The sequence below is a fragment of the Salinisphaera dokdonensis CL-ES53 genome (assembly GCF_040361215.1).
In the GTDB taxonomy this organism is placed as follows: Bacteria; Pseudomonadota; Gammaproteobacteria; order Nevskiales; family Salinisphaeraceae; genus Salinisphaera; species Salinisphaera dokdonensis.
Map to the genome: position 1 here is coordinate 425952 of NZ_APND01000003.1, position 20088 is coordinate 446039.

The window sequence follows — 20088 nt, forward strand, 5'->3', positions numbered from 1 at the left end:
GCTTGTGAAAGATCTCCATCTGAAAATACTGGCGCTGATCCTCGTGGTCAGCGCCCTGGGCTTGTGCTACTACAAGATTGATCGTCTCGGCGTGCCGCTTACGCCGCAGAGCAGCGCGCAGGTCTGGACGGCGGAAGCGACGGTGCGCTTCAACGGCGAAGACCAGTCCGCCAAGATCGATCTCGCCGTGCCCAAGACGCCGCCCGGCTTCTCGGTGCTCGACGAGAATTTCATCTCCGCCGGCTATGGTCTGGCAACGGATGACGAAGGCGCGAACCGCGTGGTGCAGTGGGCGGCGCGTAATCTCAGCGGCCCGCAAACGCTTTATTACCGTGTGGTGCTGACCGAAGATCAATCGGCCCACCGCGATCGCACCCTGCCGACGCCGACCTATCCGGACATACCGGAATATTCGGACCCGGTCCGTGCGGCCGTCTTCACGCTGCTCGATAGCGTTCGCGCGCGCTCGGCGGATACGTCGTCGTTCGCTCAGGAACTGCTGCGCCGCTTCAACGATCCGAGTCCCGAAGCCGAGGTGAAGGTTCTGCGCGACGAGGCCGCCAGCAGTATCGCCCAGGTCGAGCAGCTGCAATACATTCTCGCCGGCGCGCGTATTCCTTCCCGTATCGCCCATGTGCTGCCGCTATCCGGCAGCCTGCGCCACGGCTCATTGGTGCCGTGGCTCGAGGTCTACAACGGTGAGCGCTGGTTGGCCTTCAACCCGCGTACCGGCGCCGCCGGTTTCCCGAACGACGCGCTGGTCTGGTACGCCGGCGACATGCCGCTGGTCGATCTAGACGGCGCCAGCGATGCGAGCGTGCAGTTTTCCGCGCTCAAGACCTCGCGCGATGTCATGGGCCTCGCCCAGCAGCGCGCGCGCCTGCTCAATTCCGACGTACTCGAATATTCGCTGCTGTCGCTGCCGATCGCGACCCAGAACACCTACAAGATCCTGCTCACCGTGCCGCTGGGCGCGCTGGTCGTGGTACTGCTGCGCAACTTCATCGGCCTGCGTACCTTTGGTACCTTCATGCCGGTACTGATCGCTCTCGCCTTTCGCGAAACCGAGCTGCTGTGGGGCTGCATCCTGTTCTCCGTGCTCGTCGCACTGGGTCTGATCGTCCGGTTCTATCTGGAACGATTGAAACTGTTGCTGGTGCCAAGACTGGCCTCGATGCTGACGATCGTGATTCTGCTCATGGCCGGTGTATCCGTGGTCAGCCACAAGCTCGGCATGGAACACGGCCTTTCGATCGCACTGTTCCCGATGGTGATTCTCGCCATGACCATCGAGCGCATGTCGATCGTCTGGGACGAAAACGGGCCCAAGGACGCCATGCTCTCGGGGCTGGGCAGTCTCGCGGTTGCCGCGGTTGGCTTCCTTGTCATGACTCATCCGCTGGCCGAGTACCTCGCCTTCGTGTTCCCGGAACTGCTTCTGCTGGTCCTGGCCTTCACCCTGCTGGCCGGCCGCTATACCGGCTATCGCCTGTCCGAGCTGTGGCGCTTTCGCTCCGCGGCCCGCGCGATCACCAGCAAGGGATGAGTACCGTGGGACGAAGCTGGCGTAGCCGGCTGAGACTGATTCGGCGTAACCCGCCGTTGCGGCTGCCGTCGACGTTGAAAAAGCTCGGCATCCTCGGCATGAACGAGCGCAACGGCGATTACATCAGTATTTACAACAAGCGTAAGTACTACCCGCTGGTCGACGACAAGCTCAAGACCAAGCAGCTCGCGCTCGAGGCCGGTATCGCGACGCCTGAGCTTTACGGCGTGATCGAAACCGAGCATCAGGTTCGCGATCTCGACAACATGCTGGGTGATCATCAGGATTTCGTGATCAAACCGGCGCAAGGTTCCGGCGGCAACGGCATCATGGTGATCAGCGGCCGGCGCGGCAGCCAGTTCGTGCGCTCGTCCGGCATCAGCGTTTCGCGCGGCGAGATCGAGCATTTCATCTCGAATATTCTCTCCGGCATGTACAGCCTAGGCGGTCTGCCGGACCGCGCGATTATCGAGTATCGGGTCAAACCGCATGCGGTCTTCGACTCGATCAGCTTCCAGGGCGTGCCCGATATCCGCACCATCGTGTTTCGCGGCGTGCCCGTGGCCAGCATGGTGCGCCTGCCCACCCGCCAGTCGGACGGCAAGGCCAACCTGCATCAAGGCGCTATCGGCGCCGGGATCGATCTGGCGACCGGCTGCACGGTCGACGGCGTCTGGTTCAACAACGTGCTCGATTCACATCCGGATTCGGGCAACGTCGTGCGCGGCATTCAGGTGCCCGACTGGCAGCTGCTCCTGGAGCTGTCCGCGCGCTCCTACGATCTCACCCAGCTGGGCTATCTGGGGGTCGATGTTGTGCTGGACGCCGAGCATGGGCCGCTCGTGCTCGAGTACAACGCCCGTCCCGGCCTGAATATTCAGCTCGCCAATCAGATGGGCCTGCGCAGCCGTCTGGAAAAGGTGCGTGCGCTCGAAAGCGTGCCCTCCTCCGCCGCCAAACGCGTCGCGCTTGGCCAGGAACTGTTCGGCGAATAGATCGCTTTCGAAGAACGCTGCTCAGCCGCCGCGTTCCAGCACCAGAAGCGGATCGATCCGCGTGCCGAACCAGGTCATGCCCCAGTGCAGATGCGGGCCGGTCGCACGGCCTGTGGCGCCAACTTCGCCGATCACCTCGCCCTGCGCCACGGTGTCGCCCACTGCCACATCGAGTTGCGACAGGTGCAGGAAGTTCGAGCCGATGCCGTATCCGTGGTCGATCAGAATCGTGCCGCCGGTGAAATACAGATCCGGTTCGGCAAGCACCACCGTGCCTGCGGCCGGCGCCTTGACCGGTGTGCCGCGCGATGCCGCTATATCCATGCCGGAATGCGCCGAACCGGGCGTGCCGTTGTAGACACGCTGATTGCCGAAGCGGCCGCTGATCCGGCCGCGTACAGGCCAGATGAAATGCTCGGCGAAGCCCAGGCCATCATTGCTGGTTACCCGCGCCTTGGTGACCTGCGCGCGTTCACGGGCAATGCGCTTCGCCACGGCTGCAGGCGGCGATACGGTCTTCGGCGGCACGCCGTTGATCCGCTCGACCGGAAAATCACGCGGGATGATCGCCACCTGCGCTCGTCGGCTCGTGCCGCCCGGCGGCGTGATCTCGACAACGGCACTGCCGCTGGCATCCCGGCCGATGCCGAACACGATCGTGCCGTAGTCGGTCACGTCGAGCGTGCGGTCGTCGTATACGACGCGACTCCCGGGCGGCACCTTGCCAATCACCATCGCGCCCTGCTGGACCTGCGACGGCAGTACGACCTCGTCGTCGGCCTGTGCGGTTGCCACCCTGCACAACAACGCGAACATGAGAATCGCGCCGTATGTGCTCAGGCGGGCTAAGGGAGAAAATCGCATGGGCTTCATTGAGCAGCGCCTTTTTTCAAACTCATGGGCGGGGATCTCTTGTTGGAGGGCCCACAACGGGTATACCCATCGCCTCCCCCGACGTTGACGCCGGGCCTGCCACACGACGACACCGTAGGCGGCAGGTTTGCACCACGGGGAGTTAGCCGCTCGCGATACCGCCCAGCGCACCGCCCAAGGCTATCTTCGCGGGCTCAGGACGATGAAAGAGATAACCTTGGAACCGACGAATACCCGCGCGCTTGAGCAATTCGAGTACCGCTTCGGTCTCGACGCCCTCGGCTGTGACGCCCAGCTGCAACGCCCGCGATACGGTGCCGATAGAACGCACCACGGCACGGTCGATCGGATCCTTCTCCAGCCCGCCGACGAAAGAGCGGTCGATCTTGATGCCATCCACCGCGGCACGCTTGAGCATGTCGAAGCTGTTGTAACCGCTGGCAAAGTCATCGAGCCACACCTGGTAGCCGCGGTCACGCAGGTTCTGGATCAGCTGCGGATAATGCTCGCCGTAAAGGGCTTCGCTCTCGGTGATCTCGAACATGAGCTGACTCGGATTCGCCTGTTTCTGCTCAAGCAGCGCAATGAGTTCGGTATGGAACTTTGGATCGGCGATGCTCACTGGGCTGAGATTGATGCTCAAGGCGCAATCGTGAGGCCAGAGTCCACAGCTTTCGTAGTGTTTGATCAGCGCAATGGCCCGGGCCACCACCCAGCGATCGATCCGGCCCATCATGCCCAGACGTTTGGCGGTCGGAAGAAAAGCATCCGGGCCGACAACCCCGGCGTCACCGTCAAAACGCAGCAGCGCCTCGTAGCCCAGTCGTCTGCCTTGATCGTCGACGATCGCTTGCAGATACAATATGAAGCGGTCCTGTTCGAGCCCGGATCGCAGCAGTTCGGCTGTATCGATATAACGCGATGCTTCTGCGCCGGCCTCGCTGTCGTCGCTATAGGCGTGATAACGATTGCGGCCGCTGTCCTTGGCCACATACAGAGCCGCGTCGGCGTGTATCAGGGCCGCCTCGGTCGACGCCAGACGACGATCAAGCGCAGCGATACCGATGCTCACGCCTACGGCGTAGCGTCGCTCCCCATGCGCAAAATCGAGATCGGAAATCTCTGCGACGATCTTGTCGGCGACGATGCACGCGCCTTCCAGATCTTCCGTATGCACGATGGCCGCAAACTCGTCACCACCCAAGCGTGACAGCACATCACTGCCACGCAGCAGTGCGCGAAGGCGCAGCCCGATCTGGCGCAGCAGCTCATCGCCGGCCGAATGCCCGCCGGTATCGTTGACCGTCTTGAAATGATCCAGATCCAGATACATCACGAAGGCGTTGAGCGCGCCCTGCTTGACGCGCGCCCAGGTGCGATCGAGCGCTTCCTGAAAGCCACGCCGGTTGGGCAGACCGGTCAACGCGTCATGGCTGGCCTGGTGAACCAGCTCGTCGGTCATGCGCCGCGCTTCGCTGATGTCCTGAAACACGAAGACCGCGCCCTGGATCGCGCCGGTGTCGTCGTGGATCGGCGAGATGGAATCGACGATCGATATGAAATCGCCGTCGGCGCGCTGCAGCCGTGTGAAGATCGGCACCCGCACGCGGTCACCCGCGGTCAAAACACCCGACAGCGGATCAGGCAGCTGACGATCTTCTTCGGCGTCGAAAAATCGAATCACGTCACCGAATTTGTTGCCCACGATGCTGGAACGCGGCAGGCCGAGCAGTTGTGCTGCGGCGCTGTTGAGTTCCGATACAACCTCGTTTGCGTCGACACGGACAACGCCCTCGCCGATCGCCTCGAACGTCACCTCGGCCAGTTCCTTGGCCTCGAAAAGCTGGCGATGGGCGCGCTTGCGCTCGGAAATATCCTGGATATGCGAGATGAAATACAGTGGCTCACCTTGTTCATCCCGCAGCAGGGACACGTCGAGCTGAATGTCGACGATATGGCCCTGCTTGTGGAAATAGCGCTTCTCCATCATGTAATCCAGGCGACGCCCCTCGAGTAGGTCGTGCACGTATGCAAGATCCGTTTCGAGATCGTCTGGATGGGTGATGTCCTGAAAGGTGGTACGCAGCAGCTCCATCTCGTCGTAGCCGACGATTTCGCACAGCGCCCGGTTGACCGACAGCCAGCGCCCTTCGGGCGAAACCAGCGCAATCCCCGTCGGCGCATGGCTCATTGTCTCTCGTAGACGGCGCTGCGACTGGTTCAATGCGGCTTCACTGCGCTTGCGCGCCGTGATGTCCGAGAGCGTGCCGACAATGCGTCGATCGTTCTTCTGATCGAGTTGCTGGCCCGCTTCCTTGACCCATATTTCGTCGCGGCCGGGCACTTTCAGGCGGTATTCCGAAACATAATCCAGCGAGTTGCCGGCCAGATGCGCGTCGATACGGCGCTTACGCTGCGCACGGTCGTGCTCGTGGATCCAGGTCAACCATTGTGCGCGCTCAAGCGCGACCTCATCGCCCTCACTCAGACCCACGCTGGAGCCGAATCGTCCGTAAATCCGATAGATATCACGATCCATGTCGATATCGATCAGGCCCAGGCCGGCGTTCTCACTCGCAATACGCCATCGCGTCGTTTCTTCGAGGAGTTGGCGCTCGCGTTCGGCGCTTTCATTCTGGGCGACCACCTGATCATGCACGTCGAGTAACGCACCGGCCAGTAACGGCGGCTTGCCGGGTCGCTCTTCGACCTGCCCTATCGCCTGGGCAAATCGCTGGCTGCCGTCGGCCCGACAGATTTCCACGGTGAGGCTGTAGCCCGAACCTTCCTCGGTGGCTCGCGCCAGCGCCGCTTCAAGTCGCGCGCGCGATTCCTCGGTATAGAAGGCCAGAGCTGATTCCAGGTCCGGCGTGTAGTCCTCACGCTTCAGACCGTGCTGCTTGTAGATCCCGTCGGACCAATAGATCACACCGGTCTCGGTGTCGAACCACCAGATCCCGCCACGCGCGTGGCGTTCAAGTACTTCGATTCCGACCTGATGCATGCTGTCCTCGTTAATACCGCAATACGCGCGAGGATGAATGCCGGCCCGCCATAATCCGGCGTAGGCCGGCGCGCCCCGATTTCGCAGCGGCAAAAGCCGATCCTTCGCGCACACGGGTCTAGCTAATTACGAGAATTCTATCGTCTTTATAGGCGCGCGCCCATTTCGCCCCATCAGGGCTCGCCCTTGGGCAGCGCGACATCGCACAGGGCCTCGCCGAATTCGCTGAGCTGGATTGTGCAACGCTCGATGTTCGGATACTGGTTCAGATCCGTTTCGACATGCGCCATCGCATCGCGCACGAGCGTGTCGGCCTCGAGAATTTCGTAATCGGGCTCCAGATCCTTGTCCTCGCCGCCGACCGAAATCAGGCCCAACGCGAACATATGGGCAATGAAGTTGGGCACCTGGGCACGCAGGAGCACACCGGCTTCCTTGCCCACGCTCGAGGCATAGGAGAGCACGCGATGCGATCCCACCCCCGGCAGCATGCCGGCATTCACATGCACCATCGGCCAGGTGCTGCCGTCAGCCATGAGCACGAGAATACGCGCCTGCGAGGGGTTGAGCTGACGCAGCAGGCGCACATAGAAATCCTGCTCGATGGCCTGCTGATCGGTACCCCGCGATGCGTCCAGCAACTCCGCGAAAATCTGGGCCGGCAGGTCCGGATAAGCGCTCTCGGGCGCGTTGCCGAGCGGGTCCGCCGGTGTCACGCCGGCGCGATCGAGACGCTCACCGAGGCCCTTGAGCGCCATGTACTCCGCGCGCCGCAGCGCGCGTATGCCGATACCGGCGACCGGGCGACGGCCCAGCCAAAGCGCCGTGCGTCGCAGTACATGCAAGGGTAGAGGTGCCTTGTCCTCGGCCTGAAACTCGGGCGCGAAAGCGTCGTAGCGCTCCTTTTTCCTATCCACCTTGTAAAACTCCTTCCGAAAAACGCGTGCCCGGCTAGCCGCCGCCCCCGAAAAGCACGATGAACTGGAATACACCCACCGCGAAACCGAGCGCGGCACCCACGGCGATCAGAATCCATTCGTCCTCTTCAAACGCTGGCCGCAGCATGCCTTCGAACTTGCGCGGCGACAGTTGGCGCATGCGATCGACAAGTGTCTCCTCGATCGCCATGGTCTCGTTGGTATAACGGATGAACTCCTGCATCGCAGGCGACGCACTGCCCTGCGCGTCGGGCGTGTATGCGATCAGCCGGTCGACGGCCGTCTGCTTGAGACGAATATAGTTCACGTCGCCGACCGTCCAGCTTACAAAAGAGCGGATCGGGCCGGCGCTATCGTCAATCGCCTCACCGACATGGTGGGCGATGATGGTGAATATCCGGTCCGAATAGGGTCCCTTGAGCACCTGTTGCAGGATATTCGCGGGGGCCAGAACTTCGTTGGCCACCAGATCGCCGTAAGCACGTGCGACATCTTCCTGGCGCTTGAAAAACAGGCCGTGGAAGGTGAACGGCCCGATACGGTGCTTCTCTTTCGGGTTGAAGATCATCTTCAGCGCGGCCCAGTTCGTGAACCAGCCCACGAACATGCCGAACACGGGCAACAGCCACCACGGCTGGAAGAAGATCCAGACGAGCATCTGAATCATGCCGAGCGGGAAGCCGAAGTAAGCCCCGGACCGTCCGATAAACTTGAACTCCTCCTTGCCGGTTTCGAGGAAAATCCGATTCATCAGTTCCTTGTGGTGCACCAGGTTGGTGACCACCATGTCCTTGAGGTCGAATACCTGATTCACGTCGACTCGCAGGTCGCGCACGGTATCCGCGATCGCCTGCGGTACGGCAGCCTGCACGCGCGCGACGATGGTTTCGCGCGCGGCAGTCGGCGTGCGTTCCCAGATCTCCGGGTGATGGCTCTTCATCACCTCGGCGACCAGATCCTCGGTCATCTCATTGAGTGGCACCTTGAGTTTTTCGGCCACTTCCTCGGGATCGAGACGCGAAAAAATCTCTTCGCTGTCGATCAGGTTTTCGGTGATCGTATCCGTGGCGATCGCCGACATCTTCGCCGCCTTGCGCGGCACGATGCCTTGCCAGCCGAGAAACGGCTTCCAGATACCGAAGAACTCGATCGGATGAAACATCATCCAGATCGCGACCCGGTTGGTGATATAGCCGATTATCGCGCTGATAAACGGCATGGACGCATACTTCCAGAACGTAGCCGTTCCGAGAAATGCCAGATCGATCATACGATCCGTCTCCTCAACTCTGCACACTGCGCGTGTATTTCTTATAACGATCGCGCCCGCCACGGTGACGAGTCGAAAAGATCGCATTTCGGATCAACATACAGTTATCCCGGCTGGCTGTCTTGCGAAAACGTTCGTATCCACACCAGGCCCTCGCACCGGGGCGCCCATAAAAAAGGCCCCGCCGAAGCGGGGCCCTGTCATCGGTTTGGAACCCGATGATTACGCTTGGCGCAAAGCGCCCGGAATACGCACGTCGTCCACGAGCGCCCGAACCTCGGCAGGCGGCTCGGCCGTTACACGCGAGACCAGGAACGCGACCGTGAAGTTGATCGCCGCGCCCAGTGCGCCGAAGGACTCCGGCTGGATTCCCAGGAACCAGGCACTTGCATCATCCGGGAACAGGTTGGTACCCGGGATGAAGAACATGCCCTTGAAGATGAAGATGTACGTCACCGTCGCGAGCAGACCCGCCAGCATGCCGGCAATGGCACCCTCGCGGTTCATGCGCTTGGAGAACACACCCATCAAAAGCGCCGGGAACAGCGACGAAGCCGCCAGACCGAAGGCCAGTGCAACCACCTCGGCCGCAAAGCCCGGTGGATTGATGCCCAGGTAGCCGGCCACCAGAATCGAACCTGTCATGGCGATACGTCCCGCCATGAGTTCGCCCTTTTCGCTGATATCCGGCTTGAGCATGCTCTTGAGCAAGTCATGCGAGATCGCCGACGAGATCGCCAGCAACAGACCGGCTGCCGTGGACAATGCCGCGGCCACGCCACCTGCCGCCACGAGTGCGATCACCCATGCCGGAAGCTGTGCAATTTCCGGGTTGGCGAGCACCATGATGTCGCGGTCGACGTTGACCATCTCGTTGCCTTCCCAGCCGTAGCTGTCGGCCGTGGCCTGGAATTCCGGATTCTTGTCGTTGTAGTACTGAATCCGGCCGTCGCCGTTCTTGTCCTCGAACCCGAGCAGGCCCGTGCCTTCCCAGGTCTTGAACCACTGCGGACGCTGCTCGTATTCCAGACTCGACGATTCCTCGCCTACCGGTCCGGTCTGCACCGTTTCCATGAGGTTCAGCCGCGCCATCGCACCCACGGCAGGCGCCGTGGTGTAGAGAATGGCGATGAAGAACAGTGCCCAGCCCACCGACTTGCGGGCGTCGGTGACCTTGCGCACGGTGAAGAAGCGGATGATCACGTGCGGCAGACCTGCCGTACCGATCATCAGCGACAACGTGAGCATGAACACATTGAGCGTCGAGTGCTCTGGCGCTGTGAACTTGTCGAAGCCAAGTTCGGTGATCACCCCGTCGAGTTTCTCGAGCAGGAACACGCCGGAGCCGTCCGCCATGGTTGAACCAAGGCCGATCTGCGGCAGGGGCACGCCCGTGAGCTGGATCGAGATGAACACGGCCGGAACCGTGAATGCGAAGATCAACACGATGTACTGGGCGATCTGCGTATAGGTAATGCCCTTCATGCCGCCGAGCACGGCATAGAAGAAGACCACGAACATGCCGATCAGCACGCCGGTTTCGAACTCCACTTCCAGGAAGCGGCCAAAGGCCACGCCCACGCCTTTCATCTGCCCGATCACGTACGTAATCGAAGCCACGATCAAACAGATGACTGCCACCGTGCGCGCAACGTTCGAGTAGTACCGTGCACCGATGAACGCCGGCACCGTGAAGCTGCCGAACTTGCGCAGGTAAGGCGCAAGCAGCAGGGCGAGCAGCACGAAGCCACCCGTCCAGCCCATCAGGTAGGGCGATGCGTTATAGCCCAGAAACGCGATAAGGCCAGCCATGGAGATGAACGAGGCGGCACTCATCCAGTCCGCCGCGGTGGCCATGCCGTTTGCGACAGGGCCTACACCGCCGCCGGCGACATAAAACTCCTCGGTGCTACCCGCCCGGGAGACGATGGCGATAACGAAGTACAGCAGAAAACTGCCGCCAACCGCCAGATATATCCAGGTTTGTGTATCCATGCCCCTTCCCTATTCTTTTTCGTCGACGCCGAATTTCTGATCCAGCTTGTTCATGCGGAACGCATAGAAAAAGATCAGGAACAGAAACACGTAGATCGCGCCCTGCTGGGCAAAGAAATAACCCAGCGGGTAGCCGCCGATATGGAAATTGTTCAAAACGTCGACCAGAAGAATGCCGCAGCCATAGGAGACCACGAACCAGACGACGAGGAGCTTGAGTACTAACTGGATATTGGCGCGCCAATAAGCGTCCGCCGCACCGGATGACCGATCGGACATATCCCCCTCCATTGTTATGAATTGTCCTCGATCATCCTCGTTCAGCTAACGGCAAGGGACAATGAGACTTTCGGCTATTCAACCATTTGCGCAAGCAGGCTCTATCAGAACGTGTTTATCACTTTTCCCCTGTACGATGCAGGCATGGCTGATACAGCAACACGATTAGCGGCCGAGCATGCAGCCCATCCAGAAGACAACGAATTGAGCCCGCACAACTGAAATGACAGGCATAAAAAAAGCCCGGCCTGAGCCGGGCTTTTTTCGATGACGACGATCGACGAATCGATCAGCCGGCGCGCTTGGCCTTGAGTTCGAGGCGGCGCGCATGCAGGACCGGTTCGGTGTAACCGGACGGCTGCTCCAGACCCTTGAAGATCAGGTCGGATGCCGCCTGGAAGGCGATCGAATCGTCGAAGTTCGGCGCCATGTTCTGGTACTCCGAATCGCCCTCGTTCTGGCGGTCCACCACTTCTGCCATGCGCTGCAGGGTCTCGCGGACCTGCTGCTCGCTGGCCACGCCGTGATGCAGCCAGTTAGCGACATGCTGCGACGAGATACGGCAGGTCGCCCGGTCTTCCATGAGCTGGGTGTCGCTGATGTCCGGCACTTTCGAGCAGCCCACGCCGTGGTCGACCCAGCGTACGACATAACCCAGGATCCCCTGGCAGTTGTTGTCGAGCTCCTTCTGGATCTCGTCGGCCGACAACTCGCGATCCAGCAGCGGGATGGTGAGCAGATCACTGATGTAATCCTCGTGGCGCGATTCCAGCTCGGCCTGACGATCCAGCACGTCACAACGGTGATAGTGGATGGCGTGCAGCGTGGCGGCAGTCGGCGACGGCACCCAGGCACAGTTGGCGCCGGCCTTGGGATGGCCGATCTTGGCTTCCATCATGTCGGCCATGTTGTCCGGCGCCGGCCACATGCCCTTGCCGATCTGCGCCTTGCCGCGCAGACCACACTGCAGGCCCGTGTCGACGTTGTTGTCTTCATAGGCCTTGAGCCAGGGCTGCGCCTTCATCTCGCCCTTGGGCAGCATCGGGCCAGCTTCCATCGAGGTATGCATCTCGTCGCCGGTGCGATCGAGGAAGCCGGTGTTGATGAAGATGGTGCGCTCGCGCGCTTCCTTGATGCAGGCCTTGAGGTTAAGCGTGGTGCGACGCTCTTCGTCCATGATGCCCACCTTGAGGGTGTTGGGCGCCATGCCGGTCGCCTTCTCGACCGCCTCGAACAGCTCGACCGTGAAGTTGACCTCGGCCGGGCCGTGCATCTTGGGCTTGACGATGTAAACGCTGCCGGCGCGGCTGTTGGTGCGCGGGCCGTTGCGCTTGAGGTCATGCAGCGCGATCGTGCCGGTGCATAGCGCGTCGAGAATGCCTTCCGGGATCTCGTTGCCCTCGGCATCGAGCACCGCCGGCGTGGTCATCAGATGACCGACGTTGCGCACGAGCATGAGGCTTCGACCCGGCAGGGTCAGCTTGGCGCCGTCGGCGCCCGTGTACTCACGGTCGTCGTTGAGCTTGCGGGTGATGGTCTTGCCACCCTTCTCGACCTTCTCCTCGAGATCGCCCTTCATCAGGCCCAGCCAGTTGCCGTAGACGAGCGCCTTGTCCTCGGCGTCCACCGCGGCAACCGAGTCCTCGCAATCCTGAATCGCGGTGACGGCCGCTTCCATCAGCACGTCCTTCATGCCGGCGGCGTGATCCTTGCCGATCGGATGATCCGAATCGATCTGGATTTCCGAATGCAGACCGTTATGCGTCAGCAGCACGGCCTTCGGCGCGGACGGGTCGCCCTGGTAGCCGGCGAACTGCTTGCTGTCCTTGAGCGTGGTGTGGCTGTCGCCCACGTCCACGGCCAGCGTGTTGTTGTCGATGCGATAGGCCGTCGCGTCGGCGTGTGAGCCGTCGGCCAGCGGGAAGGTGTCGTCGAGGAACTTGGCGGCCCATTCGACCACCTTGGCGCCACGCTTCGGGTTATAGCTCGTGCCCTTCTCGGCGCCGTTGTCCTCGGGAATGATGTCCGCGCCATAGAGCGCGTCATAGAGGCTGCCCCAGCGCGCGTTCGCGGCGTTGAGCGAGAAGCGCGCGTTGGTGATCGGCACCACCAGCTGCGGGCCTGGCACGGTGGCGATCTCGGGATCGACGTTGTCGGAGGAGACCTTGAAGTCCTCCACGTCGCCGACCAGGTATTCGAGTTCCTCGAGCAGCTTGCGGTATTCGCCGGCGTCAAAGGCGTCTCCGCGGTGTTCGCGGTGCCACTTGTCCAGGGTCTCCTGGATTTCACGCCGATGGCGCAGCAGCTGGGCGTTACGCGGGCCGAATTCGGCGACCAGCGAGGCCAGCGTTTGCCAGAAGGTGTCGGGATCGACACCGGTGCCCGGCAGTGCTTTTTCGATCAGATCATGCAGGGGCTTGCCGATCTGCAGGCCCGCTTTTTCGATACGGTCAGTCATATAACGCCTTTATTCATGTCAATCGCAGCCGCTGTGCCGCGGCTACGCAGAATCAACAGACGCGCATCATATCAAAGGCCCGCCGGGCAAGGCGCACGGCGTGCCATGGCACTTACGGCTGGGCGCGTGGGCGACCGCGCACCCGCGTGCGTCGTTTCAGGCGGTGTAGAAACTCGCCCATGATCCGGTCATAAAGGCCGTCACCCAGTACGGCGTCCTCAATGCCGGCATCGATACTCGGGTTGTCGTTGACCTCGATCACGCGGATGCCGTCGGCGGTCTGCTTGAGATCCACGCCGTACAAGCCATCGCCAATCAGATTGGCGGCGCGCACTGCTGCGTCCACCACTTCGGGCGGCGCGTCTTCTACCGCGAGCGTCGCCGAATCGCCTTCGCTGTAGTCGCCGTCTTCACCGTGCTTGACGATCTGCCAGTGGCCACCAGCCATGGCGTACTGGCACACGTAGAGTGGCTCACCCGCCAGAACGCCGACACGCCAGTCGAACTCCGTGGGCATGAACTCCTGGGCCAGCGCCAACTCCGAATCATCGAGCAGGCGTGCGGCGATCTCGGCCAGTTCCTCGCGATTCGCTGCCTTGAACACGCCCTTGGAGAACGCGCCTTCTGGCGCCTTGAGTACCATGGGAAAACCCAGTAGCTCGGGCAGCCGCTCGACTTCACGCTCGCCGAAGATGCAGGCCTTGGGCGCGGCGACCTTGTAGCGAGTCAACAGCTCGGCGAGGTACACCTTGTTCGTACAGCGCAGGATCGACGTCGGGTCGTCCATGACCACCAGCCCCTCGCGCTCGGCGCGGCGCGAGAAGGCATAGGTGTGATGGGCCAGACGCGTGGTTTCGCGGATGAAAAGCGCATCGAACTCGGCCAGGCGGCCGAAATCGCGTCGGCCGACGATTTCGACCTCCAGACCCAGGCGGCGCCCCGCCGCCACGAAATTCTCCAACGCTTCGGGGTTGGATGGCGGCTGCGGATCGTCGCGGTCCACCAGCATCGCGACATCGAAACGCGCCGCACGACGCTTGCGCGCGCTACGCCAACCCTGGGCCACATGGGCATCGACCGCCCGCCCGAGAAAGTCGGCCTCGTCCTGCTCAAGCGAACGAATCGACAGCGTGCGTAATCCCGCGACCGATACCTGGCCCTGGCGATGTCGGAGTTCGACACGCAGCAACGGCACGGCGAATTGCTCGAATACCCGTCGTGCCAACGGCGCGAGCAGCGGGTCTTCGCACTGGCCGAGAAAGACATGGAAATGATCGGGCAGCGTCGAGCGCTGTTCGGTATCCAGCGTATCGAGATACTGCGCCAGCGCCGGGATTTCGCTGCCATATAGAATCTTGCGCGACAGATCCTGCAAGGTCGCGACCGACGCCAGCACGCGATGGCCACGCGCCTCGGCGAGTAGCGAACAGTAGTAGCCCAGACTCTGATAGCGGGTGCTACGGCAAAGATTGATAACGTGCGGCTCGGCCTCGGCAAAGGCCGGGTCGCCGAGATAATCATCGGCCAGCACCAGTCTTACGGCCGGTGCCGGCGCTTTCCAGTCGCGCAGGGATTCGACGACCAGTATCGGTTCTGCCATGGGCGGGATCTACTCGGTAGGGTTGAGAAGCTTTTCCAGACGGATGCCATCTTCGCGCGCGGTCTCGCGGGCTCGGGCCGGGTAATAGCCCGGCAGGCGTTCGCGCTCGCAATAGCCTGCCCGCGAGAACAACGTCCGGGACGCCTTGTTGGCCTGTCGCGCTTCTGCGCGCAGCGCGTGGCAGCCTCGCCCCACGGCCGCGATCTCGGCTTCACCCAGCAACGTCAGGCCAAGCCCGCGCCCGCGTGCCGCATCGCCCACGGCAATCGAATACAGTCGGGCAACGCCCGCATTGCGACGATAGAGCACGATCACGTCGGCCACGACGTGTCCCGCAGCGAGCACGATCAGAAAATCCGACCGCGCCCGGCTGATCAGATAACGCAGGCTGCGTCGGCTCTGGGCATCCGTATCGAAACAGGCCTGCTCGAGCGCATGCACGCCGTCCAGATCGGCCAGCGTCGCAGGGCGGATCACAGCGTCATCGCGTTGCATCATTCACGCGAGTATACGCCGCGATCCGCCCTGTTCCAGCGATATTCGACAGCCCTTCAAAAAGAGCCGCAAGTCGCTATTTCGGCTGCAACTGGGCCAACAACGTGCGCGCTGCCGATGCCGAGGAACCCGGGTTTTGACCGGTCACCAGATTGCCGGCCACCACGACGTGCGAGGCCCAGTCGTCGCCGCGGGAAAAGTTACCGCCGTTGTCGACGAGCATGTCCTCGACCTTGAACGGCACGATCTCCGACAGGCCGACGGCGTCCTCTTCCGTGTTGGTGAAACCGGTCACCTTCAGCCCATGCACGAGCGGCCCGCCGCTGGCGTTCTTCGCATGCCGCAGTACGCCAGGCGCATGACATACGAGGCCAAGCGGTGTGCCCTGGCCATAGCTGCGCTCGATCAGATCGATGGAATCGCGATCCTCGGTCAGATCCCAGAGCGGGCCGTGGCCGCCGGGATAGAAGACCGCGTCGTAACGGTCATTGGCGACTTCGGCCAGCTTGTGGGTCGCGGCGAGCGCCTGCTGCGCGGCCGCATCTTCCTTGAAACGACGGGTGGCGTCGGTCTGGGCGTCGTCACCATCGCTGGCGGGATCCAGCGGCGGCGCGCCGCCGGCCGGCGACGCCAGCACCACGTCGGCACCGCCATCGACAAAGGCGTAGTACGGCGCGGCGAATTCTTCGAGCCAAAAGCCGGTCGGCTTGCCGGTGTCGCCGAGCGTGCTGTGCGAGGTAAGCACCATCAGGATCTTCATGACTGTCTCTATCGTTTGAGCAACACTCCATTGATGCGGGCAGGCCTGACGCTAAACAAGCGCCCATGGCAATGGGCGCCAGCGCAAACCGGACCGCTGCACGGCCCAGTCGCTGCCGCTAGTAATGCCCTGGCCGACCCGCTGGCCGGCCAGGGCGCAACCGCCTGGCGCAAGAAGCCCCGGCCGCCGAATTACGGCAAACCGGGGTCGCGCCAGTAGCTGGAAATTTTGATAACGACACTGCGCAACGCAATGCGCCGTGCCCATTTCATCGCACTAGCCGAGCGTTACCACGATCTTGCCAAGCTGCTGGTTGGATTCCATGTACTTGTGCGCCTCGACCATATCGGCAAACGCGAAGGTGCGATCCACGGTCGGCACCAGATCGCCTGCTTCGACGCCCTTGTAGATAAAGTCCTTGGCGCGCGCCATACGATCGGCATCGCCGACCACCTCGAACAGCGTGTAGCCGCGCACCGACAGGCCCTTGCCGAGCGCGGCGAACAGCGGAAACGGGGTGGCATCGCCGCTGAGCGCGCCGTATTCGAAGATCGTGCCGCCCTGGCCCATGGCATTGGCGAGCGTTTCCACCATCGGCCCGGCGACCGGATCGAAGGCCAGGCGCGCGCCCGCACCATCGGTGATCTTCATCACCTCGGCCGCGAGATCCTGTTCCTCGGTGACGATCACATGCGCCGCGCCGGCCGCGCGCAGGGCATCGGCCTTGTCCGCGGTGCGTGTAGCCGCGATCGAGATCGCGCCGACGCTGTTGGCGATCTGGATCGCCGCCAAGCCGACGCTGCTGGAGGCCGCCGGAATGACGATCGCCTCGCCTTTCGACAGATTGCCCAGATCGATCAGCGCGCCGTAGGCAGTCAGATATGGCATCCACACCGCCGAGGCCTGGACCGCGTCGAGACCCTTCGGCCGCGGCGTCACCGCATGGGCCGGCACGATCGCCTGTTCGGCATAGAAGTTGTAGTCGTTCATGGAGAACGCCGGCATGACGCTGACCGCGTCGCCTTCGGCAATGCCGTCGACGCCGGCGCCGACCGCTTCGACAACGCCCGCGCCTTCATAGCCGAGCCCGGCCGGCAGTTTCGGGTCTTCCAGATACTGGCCGTAGCGGAACATCACCTCGGCGCGGTTGAGGCCGATCGCCTCGACACGCACGCGCACCTCGCCTTCGCCGGGCTGGCCGACCTCGACATCCTCGAACTTGAGAACGTCCGGACCACCGGTTTCATGGAAACGTATTGCCTGGGTCATGTTGGCTCCTTAAGCGGCACGCACACTCGCGACCGCCAATACAGAATGGTCGACTCGCCGCCCGCAACGCGGCCGATGGGTCGAATCAAGACAGAGGGCACAACGAAGACTGCGCCATACAACGGTCGATGGTATCGACCAGCTGGTTAATCAAGCTAAAAGACCAAACCAGCGACGCTCCACGGAGGGTCGGTCGCCACGTTCTCATCCTGCCGGCCCTGCCCGCACGAGCGGCGGTTGGAACGCGATATCGAAGGCACGGCCGGCGTGGCCGACTGCCAGGTCCGGTCGCCGGGAAACGCGCTTGCTGGTGTACTTCGGGCCAACCGACACGTGCTGCGGCACCAGCGCAAACGGCTATTCAGGCCAGACGATCGCGCGGCAGTCGGATCTGTACGCACAGCCCCCCTGCCTCGCGGTTGACCAACGCAATCTCGCCGCCGTGCCCCTGGACCACCGATCGAGCGATCGACAGACCGAGCCCGGTCCCGCCGGTATCGCGGCTACGCGAGGATTCCAGACGCACGAACGGATCGAACACACGACTCATATCGGCCTCGTCGATACCCGGCCCGGCATCGATGATCTCGATCGTGACCGCCTGGTCGCCGTCGACCAACGCAATCCTGGCCTCGCGGCCATAGGCGAGCGCGTTGTCGATGATGTTGCGCAGTGCCCGCCGGATGGCGACCGGCCGACAGACCAAAGCAATACGCGCCTCGGGTTCGAAGGTTACCGTCGCCCCGCTCGCGCGATAGTCCTCACAGAGCGCGTCGATCAACGCGGACAGATCCACGTTACGGGTCGCCTCGTTGGCGGCTTCCTCGCGCATGAAGGTCAGCGACGCCTCGCTCATGTTGGCCATGTCGTCGAGCGTCGCGGCCATGGCGCGTGTGTTGTCGTCGTCGGGCAGGAATTCCAGACGCAGGCGCAATGCGGTGATCGGCGTACGCAGATCATGGGCGAGTGCGGCGACCATGCGCGTGCGTTCGGCCACGAAACGCGCGAGCCGCTCGCGCATGCGGTTGAACGCGGTGACCGAACGACGAATTTCCTCGGCGCCCTGCTCCGGCAGGGGTGCGACCTCCTCGCCGCGGCCGAAACGCTCGGCAGCGCGCGCGAGATCACGCAGGGGTCGCGTCATGCGCCGGCTGGTCACGATCACGATCACCGCCATGAACAGGCCGCTGACCACGAGAGTGATCAGTGAAAAACGCGCCCAGCGCCGAGTCGGGTCGAACAGGCGCTGGCGTGACCGCAGCCAGGCGCCGTCGTCGAGTTGTACGGCCACCCGTAGCGCATCGCCGGCGCGCCGGCTCGGCCCATGCGCCAGCCCCGGGCCGATGGCCACGTGCACGCGCTCGACTTCCACGCCGACCCGACGCGCGAATTCTTGCTCGAAGCCGCGTGCCTGATCGCTGTTCTCGTCTGCGTTGTGCTCGAACAGACGGCCCGGCGTGCGCGCCAGCCGATAGCGCAGGTCTTCGGTCGACATCGCAGCGAGCGCCTGCCCGCGGTGAACCGTCGGCACGAAGTCGAGCGTGCGTATGGCGCTGGCCACGCTTTCACTCATGTTGCCGACAATCACGCGCTCGACGAAGCGATCGCGCTCGTGCATGAAGATGAAGAAACTCACCATCTGCGACACCACCAGCGCCAGCAGCGTGAGCATTACGATCCGACCCGACAGGCTGCGCGGCCAGACGCGCATCAGGCGGCCTCGCAGGCCGCGGTGAACCGATAGCCACCGCCCCAGACGGTCATGATCAGGCGCGGGTTGGCCGGGTCTGCCTCGATCTTGCGGCGCAGCCGGCTGACCTGATTGTCGACGCTGCGGTCGAACACCTCGGCATCGCGACCCTGGGTCAGGTCGAGCAGCTGCTCGCGCGAAAGCACATGGTTGGGATGATTCACGAACGCCAGCAGGAGCCGGTATTCGCCGGTCGACAGGGCCACGGCTACGCCGTCGTCGTCGACCAGTTCCTGTTGGGCGGTGTTGAACGTCCAGCGATCGAAACGCACCGCCGTGCTCTCCGGCTGGTTACGCTGCGCGGGCAGCGCGCTCGCCCGGCGCAGCACGGCACGGATGCGCGCCAGCAGTTCACGCGGCGAGAAGGGTTTGGTGACGTAATCGTCGGCGCCCATCTCCAGGCCGATGATGCGATCGGTCTCGTCGGCGACGGCGGTGAGCAGCACCACCGGCACATCGGTGGTTTCGCGCAACCAGCGGCACAGGCTCAGGCCGTCCTCGCCGGGCATCATGATATCCAGCACCACCAGATCCGGCGCGCCGTCGCGTACGATCCGGCGCGCGGCGGCCGCATCCGGCGCGGCCGACAGGCGAAAGCCATGATCGCGCAGGTAGCGCGTGAGCGATTCACGGATATCGCGGTGGTCGTCGACCACCAGAATGTGCGGCTGCGGCTCGGCCATGGATGACTATCCGAACAGATGACGGCGTCAATATAACGCGCAGCGCATCCGCGTTTCGGCTGCGTGTGTATCCAGATCTGCCCGGTTCCGGGCGCTGACACACTTTGCGACAAATTCGCTGCCGCCCGACAGATTTCCACGACATTTCTGCGCGTTAATGACTCTCGACGTGT

15 protein-coding genes are annotated in these 20088 nt (G+C 62.8%); 2 read left to right on the forward strand and 13 right to left on the reverse strand.

Features of this window, described 5'->3' with window-relative positions; genetic code table 11:
• Window positions 1-4 precede the first annotated feature (4 nt).
• Together SADO_RS11545 and SADO_RS11550 are read left to right on the forward strand one after the other, a co-directional pair.
• A complete protein-coding gene (locus tag SADO_RS11545; protein ID WP_353111485.1) occupies window positions 5-1546 on the forward strand; it encodes an inactive transglutaminase family protein in 1542 nt (513 codons plus the stop codon).
• Entirely contained in the window at window positions 1543-2541 is a 999-nt protein-coding gene (locus tag SADO_RS11550; protein ID WP_353111487.1) for an alpha-L-glutamate ligase-like protein, read from the forward strand. The genes SADO_RS11545 and SADO_RS11550 overlap by 4 nt, the downstream gene beginning before the upstream one ends.
• Window positions 2542-2562: 21 nt before the next feature.
• Here the strand turns inward: SADO_RS11550 and SADO_RS11555 are convergent, their stop codons facing one another.
• The 13 genes from SADO_RS11555 to SADO_RS11615 all read right to left on the reverse strand — a co-directional run bounded on the left by SADO_RS11555 (window position 2563) and on the right by SADO_RS11615 (window position 19915).
• Window positions 2563-3405 (reverse strand): M23 family metallopeptidase, encoded by an 843-nt coding sequence (locus SADO_RS11555; protein ID WP_353111489.1) that lies wholly within the window; start codon window positions 3403-3405, stop codon window positions 2563-2565.
• A gap of 151 nt (window positions 3406-3556) precedes the next feature.
• Window positions 3557-6418, reverse strand: a complete 2862-nt coding sequence (locus SADO_RS11560; protein ID WP_353111491.1) for an EAL domain-containing protein — start codon at window positions 6416-6418, stop codon at window positions 3557-3559.
• Between the two features lie 173 nt (window positions 6419-6591).
• The gene (locus tag SADO_RS11565) at window positions 6592-7335 is read right to left on the reverse strand and encodes an Abi-alpha family protein (RefSeq protein WP_353111493.1); all 744 of its coding nucleotides are present in this window, start codon (window positions 7333-7335) and stop codon (window positions 6592-6594) included.
• 34 nt (window positions 7336-7369) lie between these two features.
• On the reverse strand, window positions 7370-8626 hold the full coding sequence (locus SADO_RS11570) for a DUF445 family protein (RefSeq protein ID WP_353111495.1): 1257 nt from the start codon (window positions 8624-8626) through the stop codon (window positions 7370-7372).
• A 222-nt stretch (window positions 8627-8848) separates the two neighbouring features.
• Entirely contained in the window at window positions 8849-10621 is a 1773-nt protein-coding gene (locus tag SADO_RS11575) for a sodium:solute symporter family protein (RefSeq protein ID WP_353111497.1), read from the reverse strand.
• A gap of 9 nt (window positions 10622-10630) precedes the next feature.
• Window positions 10631-10900, reverse strand: coding sequence for a DUF4212 domain-containing protein (locus SADO_RS11580; protein WP_353111499.1), 270 nt, complete (start codon window positions 10898-10900; stop codon window positions 10631-10633).
• A 289-nt stretch (window positions 10901-11189) separates the two neighbouring features.
• Window positions 11190-13358, reverse strand: a complete 2169-nt coding sequence (locus SADO_RS11585) for a malate synthase G (RefSeq protein WP_353111501.1) — start codon at window positions 13356-13358, stop codon at window positions 11190-11192.
• A 112-nt stretch (window positions 13359-13470) separates the two neighbouring features.
• On the reverse strand, window positions 13471-14958 hold the full coding sequence (locus tag SADO_RS11590) for a RimK family ATP-grasp domain-containing protein (RefSeq protein ID WP_353111503.1): 1488 nt from the start codon (window positions 14956-14958) through the stop codon (window positions 13471-13473).
• 9 nt (window positions 14959-14967) lie between these two features.
• Window positions 14968-15435: a GNAT family N-acetyltransferase gene (locus SADO_RS11595; protein ID WP_353111505.1), complete on the reverse strand. Its 468-nt coding sequence runs from the start codon at window positions 15433-15435 to the stop codon at window positions 14968-14970.
• Between the two features lie 94 nt (window positions 15436-15529).
• Window positions 15530-16213 (reverse strand): type 1 glutamine amidotransferase domain-containing protein, encoded by a 684-nt coding sequence (locus SADO_RS11600; RefSeq protein ID WP_353111507.1) that lies wholly within the window; start codon window positions 16211-16213, stop codon window positions 15530-15532.
• A gap of 276 nt (window positions 16214-16489) precedes the next feature.
• Complete coding sequence (locus tag SADO_RS11605; protein WP_353111509.1) at window positions 16490-17482, reverse strand: zinc-dependent alcohol dehydrogenase family protein; 993 nt, start codon at window positions 17480-17482, stop codon at window positions 16490-16492.
• A gap of 361 nt (window positions 17483-17843) precedes the next feature.
• The gene (locus tag SADO_RS11610; RefSeq protein WP_353111511.1) at window positions 17844-19193 is read right to left on the reverse strand and encodes an ATP-binding protein; all 1350 of its coding nucleotides are present in this window, start codon (window positions 19191-19193) and stop codon (window positions 17844-17846) included.
• Entirely contained in the window at window positions 19193-19915 is a 723-nt protein-coding gene (locus tag SADO_RS11615) for a response regulator (protein ID WP_353111513.1), read from the reverse strand. The genes SADO_RS11610 and SADO_RS11615 overlap by 1 nt, the downstream gene beginning before the upstream one ends.
• Window positions 19916-20088 lie beyond the last annotated feature (173 nt).